Genomic DNA, 18890 nt, shown 5'->3' with positions numbered 1-18890 from the left:
GTTGAGAAGCGGAGACGCGAGATGCGGAAGACAGTTTTGTTGATGGCTCTGATGATGGTTGCGGCCGGAGCGCCCCAGCTTGGCATCTCCCAAGCCTGGGCGCAGCAACAGGGCGGATCGTCCTCCATGCAGAAGGGCGGGACGGTCCCGGAGGCGCCGATCGGACATCGTCAGCCGCGCCGCGGCGACGTTGGCAGCGAGAAGAATATCAGCGATCCGAACAGTCAGGCCAACAAGGAAGACGCGGCGCTCGACAGGAAGATCAAGAGCATCTGCCGCGGTTGCTAACCCACGCAGCTGACCGGCGAGGCGCGATATTCGCCCCGCCGGCAACGCTCAATCCGTTCGGCCGCGTCAGGCCGAACGCTCCTGCAGGCCGTCACGCCGCACGCTGCGCCTTGCGTCGACGGCATCGGCCAGCTGCTTCAACACGTCAGCCGTCGTCCCGAGGTCGATGCAGCCATCCGTGATGCTCTGGCCGTAGGTCAGCGCCTTGCCTGGCACGACGTCCTGGCGTCCCGCGACAAGATTGCTCTCGATCATCACGCCGATGATGCGCTGTTCGCCGCCTGCGACCTGGCGCGCGATGTCGGAGGCAACCGCTGGCTGGTTCTCCGGCTTCTTGCTGCTGTTGGCGTGGCTGGTGTCGATCATCAGCCGCGCCGCGACACCGGCGCGGCCGAGCTCGGCGGCGGCAGCATCGACGCTCGCGGCATCATAGTTCGGCGCCCGGCCGCCACGCAGGATGACGTGGCAGTCTTCGTTGCCGCTGGTCGCGGCGATCGCTGAACGGCCGCCCTTGGTGACCGCCATGAAGTGATGCGGGTGCGAGGCTGACTTCACCGCGTCCGCCGCGATCCGCACGCCGCCGTCGGTGCTGTTCTTGAAGCCGACGGGGCAGGACAGGCCGGAAGCCAGCTCGCGATGGATCTGGCTCTCGGTGGTGCGCGCGCCGATCGCGGCCCAGGAAACCAGATCGGCGATGTATTGCGGCGTCGTCATGTCGAGGAATTCGGTGCCGGCCGGCAGGCCGAGATTGTTCACCGCCGACAGCACGTTGCGGGCGAGCCGCAGGCCCTTGTTGATGTCGAAGCTGCCGTCGAGATCGGGATCGTTGATCAGCCCCTTCCAACCGACGGTGGTGCGCGGCTTCTCGAAATAGACCCGCATCACGATCTCGAGGCGGTCGGCGAGCTGTTCGCGCAGGCTGGCGAGGCGCTCGGCGTAATCGACGGCCGCCGCGGGATCGTGGATGGAGCAGGGGCCGACGACGACCAGCAGGCGGTCATCGGTGCCGTTCAGGATCGCGTGGACGGCGTTGCGGGCGCCCATCACCACCCGGGTCGCCGTCAGGGTGCGCGGGACCTCCCGCATCACCTCCTCGGGCGTACTGAGCTCTTTCAATTCCTTGATGCGAAGATCGTCTGTCGTACTCAACACGGCTGGCTCCTTTGGATTTCGGGACCTGCCGGCACACAAAAAAGCCGCCAGGTCTGGCGGCTTGTTTTGGACGTTTGCTGCAATTCTTCAGATTGAGCGCGATCCTCCTGCCGCCAGCGAGCTGTCGTAGCTAAAGTACCAAAAATAGCTGGTGGCGACGGTGATCATTGGGCGGCTCTATAGCGCAGGGATTTGGGGCTGTCACCCCCCAAATGCAAGCCCCCCGCGGTTCGGCGTCAGGTGTTGCGCGCCGCCAACGCCATGCCGATCAGGGTCGCCCCGCCGAACATCAGATTGAGGCCGACGAGGAGGCCGATCGCCCATCCCGCGGATTCCGGCAAGCCCGCGATGATGAAGAAGGCGATCACGATGTCCATCAGGCCGGCGATCAGCAGCCAGGACCAGCGTCCCGACAATTCGCGGCGGTGCTCCAGCGCGTACATGACGGTGGCGACGCCCTCGGCGACGAAATAGGCGCCGACCACGATGGTCAGCGTCAGCACACCCTGCATCGGACGGGCGAGCAGCACCATGCCGGCCAGCACGGCGAGCGCGGCCGAAATCAGCGACCACCAGAAGCCCGGCATGTTGCGCGCCCAGAACGTCACGATCAGCCCGCCGATCCCTGAGATCAGGAACATCCAGCCGAGGAAGATGGTGACGGCGAGGCTCGCGAAGGTCGGCACGATCATCGCGGCGATGCCGAGGATCACCAGCAGGATGCCTTCGAACAGGAACGCCTTCCAGTGCGCCTTCACCGCGGCCTGCATTTCCGATCGCAGCTTGTCGAGGTCGTTGGACAGGGTCATCGCGGTTCTCCGGATCTGCGCGTGTGTAGTCTATCCTAACCGGTTATAAATGGTCAGCCCGTCAGTTGCGGCGGCAATAGCTGTGCGCTCATCTTTCTGCATGGCGGTTTTCGACAGCCAGAATCCTTGGCACAAGCCTGGCCGCCAGATATCGCGAGGCGCGCGGCGACAGATGCAGGAAGTCGGCCGATACCAGGTCGTTTGCGCTGGTCCCGACCCTCGTCAGACATCCGTCCGCGTTGCAGAGCTCGTCATAGGGCGACAGATATTCGATCCCGAGATCGGCGGCGATCTGCCCAATCCTGTCGTCGGTCTGCTTGGTCGATCGCACATCGTGGCTGCGTTCCGGGATCAATGTATGATGGCGCAGGAAATATTGCACCGTCAGATGGGGCACCGTGTCGGTCCAGACGGGGACAGGGCCGACCAGGATGACACGGGCGGCGCCGGCCTGTCTGAGGGCGACAATCGTCGGGCGGAGATCGTCGGCGGTGGGTTCTTTGCTCCACGCCAGGTGCAGAAGCACGACATCGGGGTGCGAGCGGGCAACCGCAGCAACGATGTGGCGATTGGTTTGAACACAAAACGGAATGGTCTCGGCCTGCGCGGTGAAGAGTGGCGGGCAGGAATTGACGGTGAACTGGGCTAACCCGAATTGATCGCCCTGGACTTGCCGCAGCCCGGCGGCAAGCATGCCGGCGGTCGAATCGCCCCATACGAAAACAAGCGGGCGCTTGCTGGCGTCAACGCAACTCGGATCAAACGCGGGATCGGCGGAAGCGGAGATATGACATTCGCCGTATCTCAGGAAGTCCCTGGATACGGTCATGGCGCCGGCTTCGCGAACGATCGCCGGAAGCCGAAAGGCAAAGCCGTCGACGATCGCCAATGCTCCCACCGATGCAACGGCCACCATCGATGCCGCAAGGACCGGCGCCACCCGCCACTGCCCGAACCTGATTGGGCGCTCGACGTAGCGATAGGTTGCCCAGGCCAGAATGAAGCTGGCCCCAACGGCCAGCCCGTTCTCGGCCAAAGTCAGGGGACGACCTTTGAAGCTCGCCGCAAAAACCAGGATCGGCCAATGCCAGAGGTAGAGCGGATAGCTGATCAGCCCGATCGCGACCGCGGTACGGGTCGAGAGAAATCGATTGCGACCTGACATGATGAGGACGGCAGCTGCGGCGACCGGCGCCACCGCTGCGATCCCGGGGTAGGTCATGGAGGGCGAATAGAATGCGGTTACCGCAGCGATCACCGCGAGCGCGAACCATCCGAGAAGGTCGCGCGCCGCGGAGAATCCGTTGGGCAGGCAGAGGGCCACCAATGCTCCGGCCGCGAGCTCCCACGCCCGCGTGAACGGCTGGTAGAATGCGGCTTCAGGGTTGGTTCGAACGACCAGGATATTTGCGACAAGCGATGCGATGAAGATCAGGGCAAGGGGAGCGGCGGCGGCGATCCGCCATCGCATCAGCGCCCACAGCAGCAAAGGCCAGACAAGATAGAACTGTTCCTCGATGCCGAGCGACCAGAGATGGAGCAACGGCTTCGTTTGCGCGGCCGCATCGAAATAGCCACCCTCCGAATAGAACAGCAGGTTTGCCGAGAAACCCGCGCCTGCCGCAATCTCCTTTCCAAGGGCCACCAACTCGCTCGGCATCAGAAGTTGCCATCCGGCGATGAAGGCGGCGATCAAGACGACGATCAGGGCGGGAAAAATCCTGCGAATGCGACGCGCATAGAACGTCGCAAGGCTGAAGCTCCCGTTCTGAATGTCGCCATAGATGATCCCGGTGATCAGGTAGCCGGAAATGACGAAGAAGATGTCGACCCCGACGAAACCCCCGGGAACATATTGCGGGAACGCGTGGCCGAGCACGACCAACGAGACGGCAACGGCCCGCAGGCCGTCGATATCCGGCCGATAATTCTTGTAGTTGTGCCCCATCGTCCTCTCGCGCCTGGTCTGTGTCTCTCCCTGAACCCGCCGAGGTTGTTTTGCAAGGGGAGCGGTGCCGGCCGGGGCGCTAGCTTTGACCGGGAGCGGACGGAAAGCCCTCCGAGGCGGTCCGCATCCGGTTGCGGCCGAGGAAGTAGATGGCGGTGGTCGCGATGAGCAGCGCCAGTCCGATCAGGATCGAGGTGAAGCCGATCGGGACCAGGATGAACGACGCATTGCGCTCGGGATTGACGTACCAATGATGCAGCGAGGTGAGCAGGAAGGAGACGCCGGCAAAGCCGGCGCCGCCGCCGATCAGCAGCAGCGCCCACATCCGCCGCAGCTGGCTGAGCCGCTCGCGCGCAACGTCGGTGCGCGGCGCATGATGCTTGCCGAGGCGTCGCACCAGGCGGATTGCAAAGCCGATCGAGGAGAAGCCGATCAGCACGCTGGCCGAGCCGAGCAGCAGCCGCGTGGTCGAGCCGAGATCGGGGATGCGCTGGAGCGCGAGCAGCGGAAAATCGAACGCCGCGTGCAGCGCGACCGGCGCGACCAGCACCAGCGCCCAATTCGTCATGCGCGCCCAGTCGCGGTGACCCCGGTAAGCGCCGAGCGCGCCGCCGGAGCGCGCGATCGCAAGATAGGCGCCGGCGATGATGCCGAGCGCGCCGTGGAACGGCACCGTGAGCACGCTGCGCAATGCCGCGAGCGCGCGCCACATGTCCTTGTGCTGGACCAGATAGGCGAGGTTCTCATAGGCGGCAAATCCAAGTCCGGCGGCCGCGCCATAGACCACCGTATCCATCGGATCGGCGAAGGCGCGGCGCCGCGTCGAGATGACGACGATGACGAGCACCTTGACGATCTCCTCCGGTGCCGCGACTCCGAAAGCTGCACGCACCGCCTGCGTCGCCCAGGGATTGTCGGGAATGGCAAGCAGCGCATTGAACGGAATTCGCGCCAAGCCGAGCAGGGAGATGCTGGCCGCGCCGAGCACGAAGGCGAGCCACACCTGAACCGGCGGTCCGGGGCGCTCGTCAGCGGCGATGACCAGCCACAACACCAGCAATGCGGGGGCAATGGCGGCGGCGCCGATGACGGTTGGAAGCGACTCAAGCAACAACATGAGCCGGACGGGCCCCTTTAATGGCACCAAAGCGATGCGTGCCGAAGAAATGGCAGCAAGTTCAGCGGATTGCAAATCGGTCTGATGCCGTTCTCGTGACCAATATGCCACGGTGCCTTACGAAAGCGGGTTGGAAAGTACCGTTGCGGACCTTGATCAGCTAAGGGCCGAGGGCGGCTCCCGGACAGGTTCCTGCCAAGCGCCAGGTCCATGGCGTTCCAGGCGCAGGAGCTTTGGTAGCCCGACGATTCCGGGATCGCGGCCTGTGGGTCCGATCAGCTTTCGGCACCGCGTCCCCGTCGTTGGGCTATAATGCGGTGGGCAAGGCGACCGATCCGGTAAAAGCCAGAGATGCTTTCGATTGATTTTGCTGTGATCGTTCTTGCCGTGATCGCGCTGTTTGCGGCGTTTGTAAATGGCGCGCTTGGTTACGGGTTTTCCTCGCTCACGGTGCCGGTCGCACTCGTCTTCTACACCAACCGCGTCCTCAATCCCGCGGTGGTCATCGTCGAAGTCTTCGTCAATCTGTATGTCCTGTGCATCAATCTGAGCGGCGTTCCGGCCGTGTGGCGGCGCGTGCTGCCTATTCTCATCGGCATGCTGCCCGGCATCGCGGTCGGAGCCTTTGCGCTGACGTCGCTTCAGCCCGGCTGGACCAAGTTCGCCACCTACTCGATCATTCTGCCGCTCATTCTGCTGCAGGCGGCCGGTTGGCGGAGGCCGATCCAGTCGAAATGGCTGGTCGGTTTGCCTTTCGGAACGATGCTCGGGATCTTGTACTCGGTCACGACCATTTCGGGCCCGCCGCTGGCGATCCTCTTCAACAATCAGGGCCTCGTCAAAGATGAGTTTCGGGCCGGTCTCGCACTGGTTCGGGTGACGGAGTCCAGCCTGACTGCAATCGCGTATTACAAGCTCGGTCTGTTCATCGACGAGAGCCGGAGCATCCTGTTTGTGCTGGTTCCCTGCGTTGTCCTCGGCATACCGCTCGGTGCCTGGCTGATCCGGCGGCTGGACGCCGAGACGTTTCGCCGGATCTGCATGAGCTTTGATGCGTGGGTCGTGGGATTCGGCCTGTCGCGCGTATTGATCGAAGTGAAGCTGATGGAAAGCCCGTGGGCCTACGGCGTCATGGCCGGCACGATTCTGATCGACATCTGCTTGCTGTACGTTTTCTTCACCGCGAGGAGAAGCACCGTGCAGGACTCGCACGCGTTGGCTTCGCTGAAGTCGGGCAACCGGGGGCGGTCCGACCTGAAGGTGCTCTAACCTGCGAGCAGGCGCCGGCAGGTTTCGACAAAGACCTCGGCACCCGTGACGATATCGGCGTCGTCGGTGTTCTCGCTCCAGTGATGGCTGATGCCGCCGATCGACGGCACGAACAGCATCGCCGCCGGCATGATGGTGGCGAGGACCTGGGCGTCATGGCCGGCGCCGCTCGGCATGCGGATCGATTTGCCGCCGGCGCAGGCTGCGCTCGCGGCTTCGATCGCATCCTGGAATGCAGGCGTCATCATCGCGGGCACCCCGGTGCGGATGCGCTCAACCTTCACACCGCAACGGCCCTGAGCGGTGGCCTCGGCCGCCAGGCGATGCAGCTGTTGTTCGAGGCGGCCGATCACTTCGGGATTGTCGTCGCGAATCTGGAATAGCATCTCGGCGCCGCCTGGAATGATGCTCGGTGCGCCTGGGTCCAGCGTGATGCGGCCGGTGGTCCACACCGTGCGCGGTCCCGACAGGGCAGGGAAGCTGTCGTCGATCGCGACGCAGAACCGCGCCAGCCCGAGGCCGGCGTCCCTGCGCACCGCCATCCGCGTGGTGCCGGCGTGGTTCTGCTCGCCGGTGAACGTGATGCGGTACTGCCAGATGCCGACGATCGAGGTGACGACGCCGATCTTGAGTCCGCTACTCTCCAGCGTGTCGCCTTGCTCGATATGCGCTTCGAGATAGCCGATATGGCGGCCGGCCTCGGCATTAAGGCGCGGGCGGCCGGCGAAGCCTGCGTCGCGCAATGCATCGCGCATGGTGCGATCGCTGGAGCGGTCGCGGGCTGCGTCGATGTCGGCTTCGGTCACCGCGCCGACAAACGACCGGCTGCCGAGGAAACTGCCGAAATGTCCTTCCTCGTCGCACCACGCGGCGACCTCGACCGCGCCGTTCGCGTCCGGGTCGGTGTTGATGACGCGCGCCGCCTCGAGCGCGTAGATCACGCCGAGCGGCCCATCGAGCCAGCCCGCATGGTTCTGGCTCTCCAGGTGCGAGCCGGCGAGCAGTTTTGGCCCCGCCTTCGCGCTGGAGCCGAGCACATTGCCGATGCCGTCGATCGTTGCGGTGAGATTGGCGTCGGGCAAACGCGTCGCGAGCCAGTCGAGCGAGCGCAGATGCGGTTCCGAGAATGTCGGCTTGTGCACGCCGGTCTTGTAGGTGCCGATCGCGCGCAACGCGTTGAGATCGGCGAGCACGCGCTTGCCGTCGAAGCGACCGTTGATGCCTGGCATGATTGGACTCCGGATTGCCGTCTTGATTTTACGTCTTGATTTGCGCCTTGGCGCCTCAATCCCGTCTTGATGCCGACGCGGTTGGATGCGACGGAACAATCAGGGCAAACGATTTCTTAGCGGTTCTGCTCTTAGGTCGCAGTACGAATAGCGTGAGAGTGTGATCATGTCTGCATTCCGGAACTGGGCTCGCAAGGCCGCTATGCTGTTTCTTCCGATCGCGCTCGGCGCCTGCGCGCAGGTCTCGCAGCAATACAGCATGACCACGCCGCCGCCGGGGACAGGTCCGCTGGCCTGGGACGGTGCCGGACAGGATCCCAATCTCCCGCAGCCGCGGCGCCATGCGCGGAATGCGTCGCCTGCGGTGGCGGAGACATCGCCCGCGCAACTGTCGGAAGCGGATGCCGACGACCGGCTGGCGCGCAAGCTCGTGATCTGCAGCACCTGCATCAAGCGGACGCCTGTGGCGGCGCAGCCGAATAATCGTCAGGACGTCGCCAGCAATCACTAGCGGCTGGCGCTAAGCGCTGTTGCTGGACATCCAGCCGGCTCGCAGGCCTTAGTTAGGCCACGATGTCGGTCGATGCGCAGGCCCATGTCGATCCGAAGATTCATTGTTCCCGTCGTCGTCGTCGCGCTTGCTGCCGCAATCCTGATTCACGTCGGGGGCTCGCGGGCGCATGCGCATGTGCCGACGCATTGCGGCTTCTGGACCTCGATCGAGGCCGGATTGTCCTGCAGGTGATGTCCTTCCGGTGATCCCAGCGGCAACCCGGGAAAAGCGTTCTGAACGCTTGCCCGCCCGGCCAATCGCCACTATACGTTCGCCCGTCGCGGCTTGAGGGCTGTGGCCGGTCCGGCGCATCTCACGTCTAACGTATTGATTTGCCGGGAGTTTTGCTCCCTTCGTCTATCGGTTAGGACGCCACCCTTTCACGGTGGAGAGAGCGGTTCGATTCCGCTAGGGAGCGCCATTACTGCCAGACTGGAAATCCAGCCAACTCAACGCATTGTGCTCGGACGGACGCTCTCGCCGCACTGTCTCGGCCCGTTGTGCACGGGTCGGCGGATCGCTGCAATCCGCAGCTGTTTCGCAACCCTTTGGTAAGTTAGCGGCGATACGGCTGGGCCCGGGAATGATGTGATGGCTCCAGGGACCAGGAAGCGCGAAACGCGCAAATCGCTGCGGCAATCCGGCTGGATCACGCTCGACGGCGGATTCGCCGCGCGGCCCTGCGTGGTCGAGGACATGTCCTCGTCGGGCGCCAAGATCACGGTCCAGGACAACAACACGCTGCCGGCCAAGCTGCGGCTGGCGTTCTCGCGCGACGCCCGCACCGGGCGCGCCTGCGAAGTGGTGTGGCGCGAAGGCAGGACGTTCGGCGTCAAGTTCGTGCGGTAGAGCATGATCCGGAAAAGTGGATCCGGTTTTCCGAACAGATCATGCTCAAGAAAAGAGCTAGCTCATACTGCGATCCTTCCCGATCGCATCATGAGCTAGCCTCATCCGGTGGCGCGGGATAAAAGGCCGGATGCGCAAGACCTGCATTGCCATCATCGCCGTCCTGCTTCCCGCCGCCGCGTTCGCCCAGCAGGGCGACCGCCGCAATTTCCAGACGCCCGCTGACGCCGGCAAAACCTTGCCGTCGAAATCCGCGACGCGGAGCAATCCATGCGCATCGTACGGACCCGGCTTCGTCAAGGTGGAAGGCTCCGACACCTGCGTGAAGCTCGGTGGCGCCGTCAGCGTCGGTGGCGGGATGTCCAGCGGCGGGCGTTGAGCGGCTTGCCGCCCGCGCTCACGACATCGGCGGCGCGATGAACCGCACGAAGGCCGGCCGCCCCGCGATCTCACCGAACCAGCGTTCGAGATGGGGCAGCTTCGGCTTGGTGACGCCCTCGACGCCGAGCCAGCGCCGCGCAAAGGCGCCGAGCGCGATGTCGGCGATCGTGAACTGATCGCCCTCGATGAAGCGGCGCCTTGCAAGCTGCGCCTCGACGACGCGCCACACCACGCCCTCGGCATCGGCGTCCTTCTGGATCTGGACCATATCGCGCTTCTCCGGCGGCGTGCGCACCAGCCCCCAGAAAACCGGCCGGTCGACCGGCTGCAGCGTCGACAGCGTCCAGTCGAGCCAGCGGTCGACGGCGGCGCGCGCCTTGGGCGCTTGCGGATAGAGCGGCGCGCCATGACCATAGGCCATGCAGAGATAACGCATCACCGAATTGGATTCCCACAGCACATAGTCGCCGTCGACCAGCGTCGGGACACGGCCATTCGGATTCATCGCGAGATAGTCGGGCTGATCGTTCTTGCCGAACTGCATGCCGGCATCGATGCGCTGATAGGGGAGGTCGAGCTCGGCGAGACACCAGAGCACCTTCTGCACGTTGACCGAGTTCGCCCGACCCCAGATCGTCAGTTGCGGCTTACTGTCCATCACGCGCTTCTTCGCGCTGTTGTGCTTTGCGCGCGTTCATAGCTGAAGCGTCGGGGAAAAGCGCGGGGTGAATTGTACCGAGAGCAAAAAAAGGCTCCGCCGCATAGCGGCAGAGCCTCGCTGATCGCTATGCATCAAGACGCCGTCAGTGACCGAACAACAACCACAACACGATGATCACCGGGATCGGCACACCCAACAGCCAAAGCAAAATTCCTCTTCCCATCGTTGCCTCCTCGCATGCTTGTGAGGGAGCAACGTCAACGATCGTGTCGCGTTCCTCGCGATCGTTCGGCGCTTCAGCAAGGGCGAAACGCCGACAGGAACGTAGGAGCGGGCGCGGTGTTTACCAATGGCCGGTGTTCGGCATCGATGCCCACGGCTCGGCCGGAGCTTTCGGCTCGCCCTTTTGCAGGATCTCGATCGAGTGCAGGTCGGGCGAACGCACGAACGCCATGTTGCCGTCGCGCGGCGGACGATTGATGGTGACGCCCATCTTCATCAGCTTCTCGCAGGTCGCGTAGATGTCGTCGACCTCGTAGGCGAGATGGCCGAAATGGCGGTCCTCGCCGTATTTCTCCTCATCCCAATTGTAGGTCAGCTCGACAAGCGGCGCGCCGCGGGTCTGCGGCAGGGACTTGAGCAGATGGAGGTCTTCCTCTGCGCAGAGAAACACCAGCGTGAAGCGGCCCTTCTCATTGTCGATGCGGCGCACTTCCTTCAGCCCCAGCGCGTCCTGATAGAATTTCATCGCGACATCAAGATTGCGGACGCGCAGCATGGTGTGCAGATAGCGCATTTTCTTATCCTCCTGCAGATTCAGAGATTTTGTTTGGGCTCGGGCGAGACGGAGCAAGGAATAGCAGCAAAACGCGACGCGGGGCAGGGGTTAGCGCGAGTTTTGCCGATCGCATTTCGCCTTTGCATGCTCACGCCTTCGCGAGCGCTGGCTCCCGTTGCGCCGCGCGATCACGCGGCCGGATATGGACGGGACGTGCCGCGACACGCTTGCGCAGCAGCGGATCCAAGAAAGCCCCGCCCAGCGAAATTTCTGGGACGGGGCTTGTGGTCGAGCCTTGGAGGCGAGGCCTCTATCGCACCGATTGCCGATCACGGCCAATCAAGGACGCGCGAGGTTGGACGGCCTCTAAAGCGCAAAACCCCGCGAGTGGGCTCGCGAGGTCTATGCCGACCGGCCTTGGGGAGATCGTGCCGGCAACCGGGCAGACAATGTCGCTGCGCGCGGAAGGTTCCTGGGTCCGGAAAATAGAAAGCCCCGCAGGCTGGATGCGGGGCTTTCCCAGCTGACGGACTGGGGATCTCTCAGGGCGTGAGCCGTCAACTGTTGGACACCAAACTTAAGGTTGAACTTGTAAAATGCAACAGCGCCGCGTAGACGGAGTATGCTCGTCCCACAGCGCTGCGCCGGATGCTGGGCCCTGAAATCCCCCAGCGCCCTTTATGTCTTCGCGGCGCGCGAAAGGTTCAAAGGAAAGACCCCGCGAGGGGGATTCGCGGGGCCTTCCAAAGCCGACAGGGCGGTGAGCTGTCGGCACCACGCGCGATGTGCGTGTCGTTTCGGCCGGCTGGTTCCTCCAATTGGCTGACCGGCGTCAGGAACGTCCGGGTTTCCAATCGGGCTGCGGCTCGTATTCATCGACCCGCTCGACGCGATGTCCGGCAGGCAGAATCTGGCCACCCAGTTCGTCTGCGACCGGAACACCCTCGACAAGACCGTCGATCAGCGCCGCCTCCCAAACTTCCTTCTCCGTCGCGAACGATCTTCCGAGCTGAGTCTTGCCGCGGAACAGGGCGTACATGGGCGCCTCCACAAAACAAAACCCCGCCAGTTACCGAAGTAAGCTGACGGGGCTTGTTGAGCTGATATTTCCGGTGGATTTCTCCCTCGTTGTACCGCTCGCCAAACTAACGGCGGAACGAGAGACTCGTTCCTTCCTTTTTTTGATGGTCGCGTCTTTTTTTCAAGGTCGTTTTTTAAGGTCGCAGCTTCCCGGACGTTCCGTCGTGGGAACCTACTTTTTTGCGTCGTCCCTTTTTGCCGCGCCCTTTGCCGTGTTCTTCATCTCGGATTTGTTGGCCCGCTTCACATCCATCCCGTGGTGTCCATCGCGCCGCTCTGAGTGGCACCGTTGGTGTTTTCAGGCCGTTCCATGCCGCTCTGCGGCGCTGGACCAATATCCTGGGCAAAGGCCGCGCCGCATATCAGGGTGAAGACGGTGACCGCGATCAGCTTGCACATGGGTGCCTCCTGGCGTCACCAGGATGACCCGTGCGCAGTCGAGAGGTTCCTGTCGGCTACTGCCGCTCTCACACCTTGATGTCGAGGATGGTCTCGACCGCTTCACGGTCGGCCTGGTTCTTCGCGGCGAAGACATCCAGCACATCCTCATTGATGATGCGCGGCTGCTCCTTCGCCGTCTGGTCGACGACGAGCTGCACTCTGGCTTGCGTCACTTCGACAGGTACGGGGTATACGAGCATGGCTCTCTCCCTCCGGAGGATCGAACCTTGTCAGGGGTTTCTTAACGATTTGTAAGCGCCCGGGGAGCTGCCTTTTTGCGCCGATTCGGAGGGCCGGGCGGTATCGGCCTCGCACGCCGGCCGGATTGGAGCCATACTGCGGGCCGCCAGGACCGGGCGGCGCGATCGATGAAGAACGGGCTCTATTCGATCCACATCCACATGACCGACGGCGTGAGGGGCCGCGACAGCGGCATCCTGATCCTGCGCGACGGTCTCTTGATCGGCGGCGGGCCATATTTCTGGTCAATCGGGGCCTATACGGCCGGCGAGGGCACCTGGAAGGGACATCTCAGCACCAACCAGCATTCGCCCTTCGCGGACCCGTTCACCCGTCCGCTGTTCGCCGGACAGGAAGTGACGAGCGGGTTCTCCGGCACATTCAGCGGCGACGAGGCTGAGGTGTTCGGAACCGTGCTGGTTGGAACCCGCAGCCTGGGTTTCCGGGCCACCCTGAAATGGCTCGCCAATGCCTGAATGCGCGCACGCGGCGCGAGGCTGTGGACGAGCGCGCAGCAAGATCCGTATTTCGTTGGATAATTGGACCCGCTGGCGCTGTGAATTTGCTGCGGACAAGCAGGGGATATCGCTGTGAATCCCGCTGCGGCCGCCGACCGGGAGATCCGGACGAGGCGTTACCCGGCCACCGCTAACCCTACCTGGTTAGGTTAAGAGCAGCATCGTGTTGTCTCCACCTGCGATTGCGATTGGGATGGCTGCGGGTGACAGCCATGATGCCATCGTTCCACAGTGCTGATCGACCGACCCACCGGCGCGTGATGGTGGTGGGGCTGCTGTTCTGCTCGGCTTTTGTCGTGATCAGCTTCTGGCTGCGGCCGCAGCCGGAGAGCGGCAAAGTGCTGGTGAAGTCGGACCGGCTGGTCCGGACCGCGGGAGAGGCCCGGAAGGCAAACTGAAGACGGCAAGCCGGGGAGCGGCAAGCCGAGACGCGCCGCCGACGCTCAGTCGGGCAGCTTCCCATTCGGATGCTTGTGATACATCGCGATGCCGATGAAGCCGGCAAAGCCCATCACGTTAAGCAGCAGTTCCATCCATGCCGGCATTGATGCCAACCTCGTTCACCGCCAAGCTAATCTCTGAGGTTGTATTTTTGTTCCAGCGCTAACCGATGGTAGCTTTGCGCTATCGTATGGCTGGCGCGTTTTCGAGCGATCCGATCGGAACGGAAAACGCTCGAGGGAACCGGAACTGCGTTTGCGGCAACCATCGCACGGCGGCACTGGCAATAGCCATAAGCCCGGAGCACGCCGCTCGGGGCTTTCTCACTTGCGCCTCATGGCGCCCGGACCATGAACGCGGTCGCCTGGCAAGGGCATCAAGCGGTCTTGCGTCAAGCGGTCTTGCGTTGAAATCCACTCCAGGCATTGCCGAGCGTGTTGTCGTAATATTCCTGGCGATCGCGCTCGAACTTCTGCTGCGTCGCCCTGAAGCTGGCAACGCGTGCGACGATCTCCTCGCGCTCGCGCGCGACGCGGTCTTCCTGATCGGTCATGCCCATCCTCCTGGCCGTGGTCCTGTCCCGGGCGCATTGGCGTCGGCGAATTGGGCGTCAATGCGGAGCAGCCAGTGCAGGAATGTGATGATGCTGAGGCGCTGGAAGAGCGACCAAGCGGAGGCGCCGACGCAGCTGATCGCAAGCCGATCGATCAAGACACGCCGCTCGCGGCCGATCGCTCGCGCAACGGTTGAGCTCGCAATCGGTCGGGCCGTGCTATAGTCGCTGCGGCCAACCGGATTGTTTTTAGTGATCGCAAAAGACTTGCGCAGCGGCGTCGAGCAGCTCGGCAACATGATTGCGGAGGCGTCGTCCATCGTGCCCTTCACCGGGGCGGGCATCTCCACCGAGTGCGGCATTCCCGATTTCCGCTCGCCCGGCGGGCTGTGGACCCGCAACCGACCGATTCCATTCGACGAGTTCGTGGCCAGCCAGGACGCGCGCGACGAGTCATGGCGGCGCCGCTTTGCGATGGAACAGACGTTTGCGGCGGCCAACCCCGGTCGTGGGCATCGCGCGCTTGCGTCGCTCTACCGGGCCGGCAAGGTTCCCGGCATCATCACGCAAAACATCGACAATCTGCATCAGGCGTCGGGCTTCAAGGCCGACGACGTGATCGAGCTGCACGGCAACACGACCTATGGCCGCTGCATCGGCTGCGGCAAGGACTACGAGCTGTCGTGGGTGAAGCAGCAGTTCGACAAGACGGGCAGCGCCCCCGACTGCGCGGACTGCGGCGATCCGGTGAAGACCGCGACGATCTCGTTCGGGCAATCGATGCCCGAGGATGCGATGCGCCGCGCGGCGGAACTCTCCCGGCACTGCGACCTGTTTCTGGCGATCGGATCATCGCTTGTGGTGTGGCCCGCCGCAGGCTTTCCGATGATGGCGAAGGAGAGCGGTGCGCGGCTCGTGATCATCAACAACGAGCCGACCGATCAGGACGACATCGCCGATCTGGTGATCCGCCACGACATCGGCGACACGCTTGGTCCTTTCGTAGGCAATTGATGCCTGATTGATTCGCGGCTCTGCAAGTCTGTTCATAGTTCCCGCAAGAATCGTTTTTTAGCTATGCCCCGCAAGCGGGAGTGTTATCTTTTGGTTGAGAGATTCGCGCCGCGTCCAAATCAGTCCGAGTGAGTTGGTCATGGAGAGCAGCGTGTACAGGGTGCGCCGCAACGACGGCGATCTGCATTTGATGTGTGGGGTCCGGGGTCATGGGGTCGGACGGATTTGAGTCCAAGAAGCTCGGCGGACCGCCGATGGGCGGAGTTGGGCAAAGCAGGATTGGTCAAGGCGAGTATGGAAGCGCGCCACGCGATCCGGCGATGGATGCTTTCTCAGGCCTCGGCGACGCAGCGGCCAACCTCGTCGAAGTTTCCGGCGTCATCAAATGGTTCGACGCCTCGAAGGGATACGGCTTCATCGTCCCCGACAATGGCTGGCCCGACATCCTGCTGCACGTGACCGTGCTGCGGCGCGACGGTTATCAGACCGCCTATGAAGGCGCGCGGCTGGTCGTCGAATGCGTGCAGCGCGCGAAGGGCTACCAGGCTTTCCGCATCGTCTCGATGGACGAATCGACGGCAATCCATCCGGCGCAGATGCTGCCGCCGCGCACCCATGTCACGGTGACGGCAACAAGCGGGCTCGAGCGCGCGCAGGTCAAGTGGTTCAACCGGCTGCGCGGCTTCGGCTTCGTGACTTGCGGCGAGGGCACGCCCGACATCTTCGTGCATATGGAGACGCTGCGCCGCTTCGGCATGACCGAACTGCGCCCCGGCCAGTACGTGCTGGTGCGGTTTGGGCCCGGCTCCAAGGGCATGATGGCCGCCGAGATCCACCCGGAGACCGGTCCGTCGGCGCTGTCCTCGCACTGATCCGGGTCTGATCCTCCCTGACGGAAACGTGAGCCGCCGGCGAGCATTCTCGGCTCTGGCATTTGCCGCAATCGTCGGGTTAGGGTCCGCCGGAAAATCTTCCCCGGTGTGAGTGTTTGTCGATGAATTTCGTTCGCATTGTTGGGCGCCATCGTTCGTGGCTGATGGCCTGCCTCGTGATCATGTTCGGTGCGCTGCTGGCTCCGGCCGCGCAGGCTGCCAGCGTCCAGCCGCTCGAGATCGTCACCAAGTCGGGCGTGCATGTCTTCTCGGTCGAAATGGCGACCACCGAGCAGGAGAAGGAGACCGGCCTGATGTACCGGAAGGAGCTCGCGGACGGCAAAGGCATGCTGTTCGACTTCTCGCCGGAGCAGGAAGTGTCGATGTGGATGAAGAACACCTACATCTCGCTCGACATGATCTTCATCCGCGCCGACGGGCGCATCCTGCGGATCGCCGAAAACACCGAGCCGCTTTCGACCAGGATCATTGCGTCGCGCGGGCTCGCCAAGGGCGTGCTCGAGGTGATTGCCGGGACCGCGCAGAAATACGGCATCCAGCCCGGCGACCGGGTTGCCCATCCGCTGTTCGGCGGCCGTTAGCAGCCGGTTTTAACGCGATTTCCAGGCGGAAAGTGGCGCCCGGATTCGCCGCACGAAGCCCCCATCCGTGCCTTGCTGGCGCTGGCTGAAGCGTGTATCCACGGGGCTTCTCGGAAATGTCGGGGTATAGCGCAGCCTGGTAGCGCGGCAGTTTTGGGTACTGCAGGTCGTTGGTTCGAATCCAGCTGCCCCGACCATCCAAATCAAAGACTTAACAGAGACGCTCCGTCGGTAGACGCGATGTTTATGATTGGCGCATGCTCGGCATTCGCGCCTGACCTGGTCCACAAATCGCGGTCGGTTGGCACCCTGAAATAGCAAGCGCGGGACCGAAGCGCCCGCGCTCCACTGCTCGCAACTTCAGCCGCCCGGGCGCTGACCAGATCAACGAGCCGGCGGGTTGTAGCGATCTAGGATCACGGTTCTTGAGCCACTCTCCGGCGGTCGCGAGATGGGGTCGTCGAATTTGTGATAGCGGTCGAACTGCTGCTGCTCATCGCGCAGATGTGGCGCTTCGGCGGACGAGTAGGCTCTATTTGCACCGTTCCAGTGATCAAATCCCGACACGACGCAACCCCGTCTTGGTTCAGATGCAGGTTGGTTAGCATCGTTGCGGGGGTATCTCTGTATCGGCGTGGCAACACCACCAGCAATCCGCACGACATCAGCACACGTATTGTTTCCGTGGCTCTCTGTGCGTGAACAGCGTTCCGGCACGGGTAACCAAGCTTCGGCCGGATTGTCTCGCCTGAGGCAACAACGCCGCCTGGACGGAATATGCTCGTCCAGACGGCGCCGTCGAAATACTGGGCCCTGAAATCCCCAGTGCCAATGGGTCGTGCCGGCGGGGGATAGGTTCAACGTTGCGCCGCCTTGCCGCAGCCCAAGCCACGACATCGTGAGCTGCGCGATCTCGAGCGGATGTGGCTTGCCGATAACGCGCGCGCGCTGGCAGGGTAGTTCGGCCCGACAAGACCAATCCGCGAGAAAAGCACCATGGCGCGCAGACTGATCGATATCTCCGTTCCCCTGCAGAACGACGTTCCGGCCGATCCGCCCGGCAACCATCCGACCATCCAGTATATCGATCACCAGCAGGGGCTGCCGCGCATGCTGCAGTTCTTCGATGGACTGAAGGCGGAGGACCTGCCCGACGGACAGGGCTGGGCCGTCGAGCAGGTCTCGCTCTCCACCCACAACGGCACGCATCTCGATGCGCCCTGGCATTTCCATCCGACCATGAACCGCGGCGAGCGATCCTGGACCATCGACGAGGTGCCGCTGGAGTGGTGCTTCCAGCCGGGCGTGAAGCTCGACTTCCGCCATCTGCCTGACGGTTATGTCGCGACCGCCAAGGATGTCGAAGCCGAGCTGAAGCGCATCGGCCACACGCTGTCGCCGCTCGAGATCGTCGTCGTCAACACCAGCGCGGGCGCGAAATATGGCCAGCCCGACTACGTCAATTCGGGCTGCGGCATGGGCTACGAGGCGACGATGTATCTGCTCGAGCGCGGCGTGCGGCTGACCGGCATCGACGGCTGGAGCTGGGACGCGCCGTTCGTCTTCACCGCAAAGAGATACGCCGAGACCAGGGACGCCAGCCTGATCTGGGAAGGCCACAAGGCCGGGCGGCACATCGGTTACTGCCACATCGAGAAGCTGCACAATCTCGAGCAGCTGCCGTCGACCGGATTCATGGTGTCGTGCTTCCCGGTGAAGATCGAGCGCGCGTCGGCGGGCTGGACGAGGGCGGTCGCCATCCTCGACGGCTAGGCGCGCCGGGGTTGTGATCGGCCAGCTTCGGGAACCGGTGGACAGGCTGTGCATTACGGCGGGTTGTTGCGGCACGGCTACAGCCTGAGGCAGCCGAATCTGCTTTAATGCACGCAGTAGATGCATTGGGTGATCGGGCCGCCGGCTCGTCCTTGCGTCCCGATTTCGGAAGCGTTCTCTCCCGTGACTAGAGCCCCGGCGTCTCCGGGGCTCTTTCTTGCGTGCCGCAGCTGAGCCAAGCCCGGCAGGTGAACCAACCCCAAAAAGCAAATCAGGTGCGTCGGGACCGACGCACCTGATTTCATGTCTTTAATATCGCTTG

Annotated in this window: 23 protein-coding genes and 2 tRNA genes; 14 read left to right on the top strand and 11 right to left on the bottom strand. The window is 63.4% G+C overall.

Annotated features, from left to right (window positions below; all coding sequences use genetic code 11):
- Nucleotides 1-42: 42 nt before the first annotated feature.
- Nucleotides 43-288 carry a hypothetical protein gene (locus J2R80_RS29710; protein ID WP_225644401.1) on the top strand — a complete coding sequence of 82 codons (246 nt, stop codon included), beginning with the start codon at nucleotides 43-45 and terminating at the stop codon, nucleotides 286-288.
- Nucleotides 289-354: 66 nt separating this feature from the next.
- On the opposite strand, the gene J2R80_RS29705 is transcribed toward J2R80_RS29710, so the two are convergent.
- The 4 genes from J2R80_RS29705 to J2R80_RS29690 all read right to left on the bottom strand — a co-directional run bounded on the left by J2R80_RS29705 (nucleotide 355) and on the right by J2R80_RS29690 (nucleotide 5314).
- On the bottom strand, nucleotides 355-1440 hold the full coding sequence (locus J2R80_RS29705) for a 3-deoxy-7-phosphoheptulonate synthase (RefSeq protein WP_057018573.1): 1086 nt from the start codon (nucleotides 1438-1440) through the stop codon (nucleotides 355-357).
- 236 nt (nucleotides 1441-1676) lie between these two features.
- Nucleotides 1677-2249 (bottom strand): HdeD family acid-resistance protein, encoded by a 573-nt coding sequence (locus J2R80_RS29700; RefSeq protein WP_092083436.1) that lies wholly within the window; start codon nucleotides 2247-2249, stop codon nucleotides 1677-1679.
- 88 nt (nucleotides 2250-2337) lie between these two features.
- Nucleotides 2338-4197, bottom strand: coding sequence for an acyltransferase family protein (locus tag J2R80_RS29695; protein ID WP_256527881.1), 1860 nt, complete (start codon nucleotides 4195-4197; stop codon nucleotides 2338-2340).
- A gap of 79 nt (nucleotides 4198-4276) precedes the next feature.
- Nucleotides 4277-5314, bottom strand: coding sequence for a PrsW family glutamic-type intramembrane protease (locus tag J2R80_RS29690; RefSeq protein WP_253590327.1), 1038 nt, complete (start codon nucleotides 5312-5314; stop codon nucleotides 4277-4279).
- A 351-nt stretch (nucleotides 5315-5665) separates the two neighbouring features.
- On the opposite strand from J2R80_RS29690, the gene J2R80_RS29685 reads away from it, so the two are divergent.
- On the top strand, nucleotides 5666-6583 hold the full coding sequence (locus J2R80_RS29685; RefSeq protein WP_253590326.1) for a sulfite exporter TauE/SafE family protein: 918 nt from the start codon (nucleotides 5666-5668) through the stop codon (nucleotides 6581-6583).
- Here J2R80_RS29685 and J2R80_RS29680 read toward each other — a convergent pair.
- Nucleotides 6580-7812 (bottom strand): Zn-dependent hydrolase, encoded by a 1233-nt coding sequence (locus J2R80_RS29680; protein ID WP_253590325.1) that lies wholly within the window; start codon nucleotides 7810-7812, stop codon nucleotides 6580-6582. The two genes, J2R80_RS29685 and J2R80_RS29680, sit on opposite strands and share 4 nt — an antisense overlap.
- 166 nt (nucleotides 7813-7978) lie before the next feature.
- Here J2R80_RS29680 and J2R80_RS29675 point away from each other — a divergent pair, with 166 nt between their 5' ends.
- The 5 genes from J2R80_RS29675 to J2R80_RS29655 all read left to right on the top strand — a co-directional run bounded on the left by J2R80_RS29675 (nucleotide 7979) and on the right by J2R80_RS29655 (nucleotide 9593).
- The gene (locus J2R80_RS29675) at nucleotides 7979-8323 is read left to right on the top strand and encodes a hypothetical protein (RefSeq protein WP_253590324.1); all 345 of its coding nucleotides are present in this window, start codon (nucleotides 7979-7981) and stop codon (nucleotides 8321-8323) included.
- An 84-nt stretch (nucleotides 8324-8407) separates the two neighbouring features.
- The gene (locus J2R80_RS29670; protein WP_016844593.1) at nucleotides 8408-8557 is read left to right on the top strand and encodes a hypothetical protein; all 150 of its coding nucleotides are present in this window, start codon (nucleotides 8408-8410) and stop codon (nucleotides 8555-8557) included.
- 154 nt (nucleotides 8558-8711) lie between these two features.
- Nucleotides 8712-8786, top strand: a tRNA-Glu gene (locus J2R80_RS29665).
- A 170-nt stretch (nucleotides 8787-8956) separates the two neighbouring features.
- Nucleotides 8957-9214, top strand: a complete 258-nt coding sequence (locus J2R80_RS29660; RefSeq protein ID WP_018271493.1) for a PilZ domain-containing protein — start codon at nucleotides 8957-8959, stop codon at nucleotides 9212-9214.
- A 130-nt stretch (nucleotides 9215-9344) separates the two neighbouring features.
- The gene (locus J2R80_RS29655; protein WP_253590323.1) at nucleotides 9345-9593 is read left to right on the top strand and encodes a hypothetical protein; all 249 of its coding nucleotides are present in this window, start codon (nucleotides 9345-9347) and stop codon (nucleotides 9591-9593) included.
- Between the two features lie 18 nt (nucleotides 9594-9611).
- On the opposite strand, the gene J2R80_RS29650 is transcribed toward J2R80_RS29655, so the two are convergent.
- The 5 genes from J2R80_RS29650 to J2R80_RS29630 form a co-directional block, all read right to left on the bottom strand.
- On the bottom strand, nucleotides 9612-10253 hold the full coding sequence (locus J2R80_RS29650; protein WP_168858948.1) for a glutathione S-transferase family protein: 642 nt from the start codon (nucleotides 10251-10253) through the stop codon (nucleotides 9612-9614).
- A gap of 346 nt (nucleotides 10254-10599) precedes the next feature.
- On the bottom strand, nucleotides 10600-11052 hold the full coding sequence (locus J2R80_RS29645; RefSeq protein WP_016844600.1) for a VOC family protein: 453 nt from the start codon (nucleotides 11050-11052) through the stop codon (nucleotides 10600-10602).
- Between the two features lie 814 nt (nucleotides 11053-11866).
- Nucleotides 11867-12073, bottom strand: coding sequence for a hypothetical protein (locus J2R80_RS29640; RefSeq protein ID WP_057018563.1), 207 nt, complete (start codon nucleotides 12071-12073; stop codon nucleotides 11867-11869).
- A 284-nt stretch (nucleotides 12074-12357) separates the two neighbouring features.
- Nucleotides 12358-12513 (bottom strand): hypothetical protein, encoded by a 156-nt coding sequence (locus J2R80_RS29635; protein ID WP_253590322.1) that lies wholly within the window; start codon nucleotides 12511-12513, stop codon nucleotides 12358-12360.
- Nucleotides 12514-12581: 68 nt separating this feature from the next.
- On the bottom strand, nucleotides 12582-12755 hold the full coding sequence (locus tag J2R80_RS29630; protein ID WP_018271496.1) for a hypothetical protein: 174 nt from the start codon (nucleotides 12753-12755) through the stop codon (nucleotides 12582-12584).
- A gap of 75 nt (nucleotides 12756-12830) precedes the next feature.
- Between J2R80_RS29630 and J2R80_RS29625 the strand changes: the two genes are divergently transcribed.
- Together J2R80_RS29625 and J2R80_RS29620 are read left to right on the top strand one after the other, a co-directional pair.
- Nucleotides 12831-13271 carry a GrlR family regulatory protein gene (locus tag J2R80_RS29625; RefSeq protein ID WP_253590321.1) on the top strand — a complete coding sequence of 147 codons (441 nt, stop codon included), beginning with the start codon at nucleotides 12831-12833 and terminating at the stop codon, nucleotides 13269-13271.
- Nucleotides 13272-13525: 254 nt separating this feature from the next.
- Nucleotides 13526-13711, top strand: a complete 186-nt coding sequence (locus J2R80_RS29620) for a hypothetical protein (RefSeq protein WP_057018561.1) — start codon at nucleotides 13526-13528, stop codon at nucleotides 13709-13711.
- Nucleotides 13712-14145: 434 nt separating this feature from the next.
- On the opposite strand, the gene J2R80_RS29615 is transcribed toward J2R80_RS29620, so the two are convergent.
- Nucleotides 14146-14307 (bottom strand): hypothetical protein, encoded by a 162-nt coding sequence (locus J2R80_RS29615; protein WP_162832435.1) that lies wholly within the window; start codon nucleotides 14305-14307, stop codon nucleotides 14146-14148.
- Between the two features lie 252 nt (nucleotides 14308-14559).
- Between J2R80_RS29615 and J2R80_RS29610 the strand changes: the two genes are divergently transcribed.
- The 5 genes from J2R80_RS29610 to J2R80_RS29590 all read left to right on the top strand — a co-directional run bounded on the left by J2R80_RS29610 (nucleotide 14560) and on the right by J2R80_RS29590 (nucleotide 18568).
- Complete coding sequence (locus tag J2R80_RS29610) at nucleotides 14560-15321, top strand: Sir2 family NAD-dependent protein deacetylase (protein WP_057018560.1); 762 nt, start codon at nucleotides 14560-14562, stop codon at nucleotides 15319-15321.
- A 209-nt stretch (nucleotides 15322-15530) separates the two neighbouring features.
- Nucleotides 15531-16193: a cold-shock protein gene (locus J2R80_RS29605; protein WP_057018559.1), complete on the top strand. Its 663-nt coding sequence runs from the start codon at nucleotides 15531-15533 to the stop codon at nucleotides 16191-16193.
- A 122-nt stretch (nucleotides 16194-16315) separates the two neighbouring features.
- The gene (locus J2R80_RS29600) at nucleotides 16316-16795 is read left to right on the top strand and encodes a DUF192 domain-containing protein (RefSeq protein WP_168858939.1); all 480 of its coding nucleotides are present in this window, start codon (nucleotides 16316-16318) and stop codon (nucleotides 16793-16795) included.
- A gap of 120 nt (nucleotides 16796-16915) precedes the next feature.
- A tRNA-Pro gene (locus J2R80_RS29595) sits at nucleotides 16916-16992 on the top strand.
- A 799-nt stretch (nucleotides 16993-17791) separates the two neighbouring features.
- The gene (locus J2R80_RS29590) at nucleotides 17792-18568 is read left to right on the top strand and encodes a cyclase family protein (protein WP_092083424.1); all 777 of its coding nucleotides are present in this window, start codon (nucleotides 17792-17794) and stop codon (nucleotides 18566-18568) included.
- Nucleotides 18569-18890 lie beyond the last annotated feature (322 nt).

The organism is Bradyrhizobium sp. USDA 4541, from assembly GCF_024171085.1.
Lineage (GTDB): Bacteria > Pseudomonadota > Alphaproteobacteria > Rhizobiales > Xanthobacteraceae > Bradyrhizobium > Bradyrhizobium australafricanum.
This window is presented reverse-complemented; position numbering and strand designations above follow the sequence as displayed.

Excerpts from the sequence above, each read along its gene's own strand:
- J2R80_RS29630 (WP_018271496.1), bottom strand. The coding sequence starts at position 12,755 with ATGCTCGTATACCCCGTACCTGTCGAAGTGACGCAAGCCAGAGTGCAG.
- J2R80_RS29710 (WP_225644401.1), top strand. The coding sequence starts at position 43 with ATGGCTCTGATGATGGTTGCGGCCGGAGCGCCCCAGCTTGGCATCTCC.
- J2R80_RS29700 (WP_092083436.1), bottom strand. The coding sequence starts at position 2,249 with ATGACCCTGTCCAACGACCTCGACAAGCTGCGATCGGAAATGCAGGCC.
- J2R80_RS29680 (WP_253590325.1), bottom strand. The coding sequence starts at position 7,812 with ATGCCAGGCATCAACGGTCGCTTCGACGGCAAGCGCGTGCTCGCCGAT.
- J2R80_RS29660 (WP_018271493.1), top strand. The coding sequence starts at position 8,957 with ATGGCTCCAGGGACCAGGAAGCGCGAAACGCGCAAATCGCTGCGGCAA.
- J2R80_RS29670 (WP_016844593.1), top strand. The coding sequence starts at position 8,408 with ATGTCGATCCGAAGATTCATTGTTCCCGTCGTCGTCGTCGCGCTTGCT.
- J2R80_RS29685 (WP_253590326.1), top strand. The coding sequence starts at position 5,666 with ATGCTTTCGATTGATTTTGCTGTGATCGTTCTTGCCGTGATCGCGCTG.
- J2R80_RS29640 (WP_057018563.1), bottom strand. The coding sequence starts at position 12,073 with ATGTACGCCCTGTTCCGCGGCAAGACTCAGCTCGGAAGATCGTTCGCG.
- J2R80_RS29635 (WP_253590322.1), bottom strand. The coding sequence starts at position 12,513 with ATGTGCAAGCTGATCGCGGTCACCGTCTTCACCCTGATATGCGGCGCG.
- J2R80_RS29695 (WP_256527881.1), bottom strand. The coding sequence starts at position 4,197 with ATGGGGCACAACTACAAGAATTATCGGCCGGATATCGACGGCCTGCGG.
- J2R80_RS29600 (WP_168858939.1), top strand. The coding sequence starts at position 16,316 with ATGAATTTCGTTCGCATTGTTGGGCGCCATCGTTCGTGGCTGATGGCC.
- J2R80_RS29645 (WP_016844600.1), bottom strand. The coding sequence starts at position 11,052 with ATGCGCTATCTGCACACCATGCTGCGCGTCCGCAATCTTGATGTCGCG.
- J2R80_RS29590 (WP_092083424.1), top strand. The coding sequence starts at position 17,792 with ATGGCGCGCAGACTGATCGATATCTCCGTTCCCCTGCAGAACGACGTT.
- J2R80_RS29620 (WP_057018561.1), top strand. The coding sequence starts at position 13,526 with ATGATGCCATCGTTCCACAGTGCTGATCGACCGACCCACCGGCGCGTG.
- J2R80_RS29655 (WP_253590323.1), top strand. The coding sequence starts at position 9,345 with ATGCGCAAGACCTGCATTGCCATCATCGCCGTCCTGCTTCCCGCCGCC.
- J2R80_RS29605 (WP_057018559.1), top strand. The coding sequence starts at position 15,531 with ATGGGGTCGGACGGATTTGAGTCCAAGAAGCTCGGCGGACCGCCGATG.
- J2R80_RS29615 (WP_162832435.1), bottom strand. The coding sequence starts at position 14,307 with ATGACCGATCAGGAAGACCGCGTCGCGCGCGAGCGCGAGGAGATCGTC.
- J2R80_RS29690 (WP_253590327.1), bottom strand. The coding sequence starts at position 5,314 with ATGTTGTTGCTTGAGTCGCTTCCAACCGTCATCGGCGCCGCCGCCATT.
- J2R80_RS29675 (WP_253590324.1), top strand. The coding sequence starts at position 7,979 with ATGTCTGCATTCCGGAACTGGGCTCGCAAGGCCGCTATGCTGTTTCTT.
- J2R80_RS29650 (WP_168858948.1), bottom strand. The coding sequence starts at position 10,253 with ATGGACAGTAAGCCGCAACTGACGATCTGGGGTCGGGCGAACTCGGTC.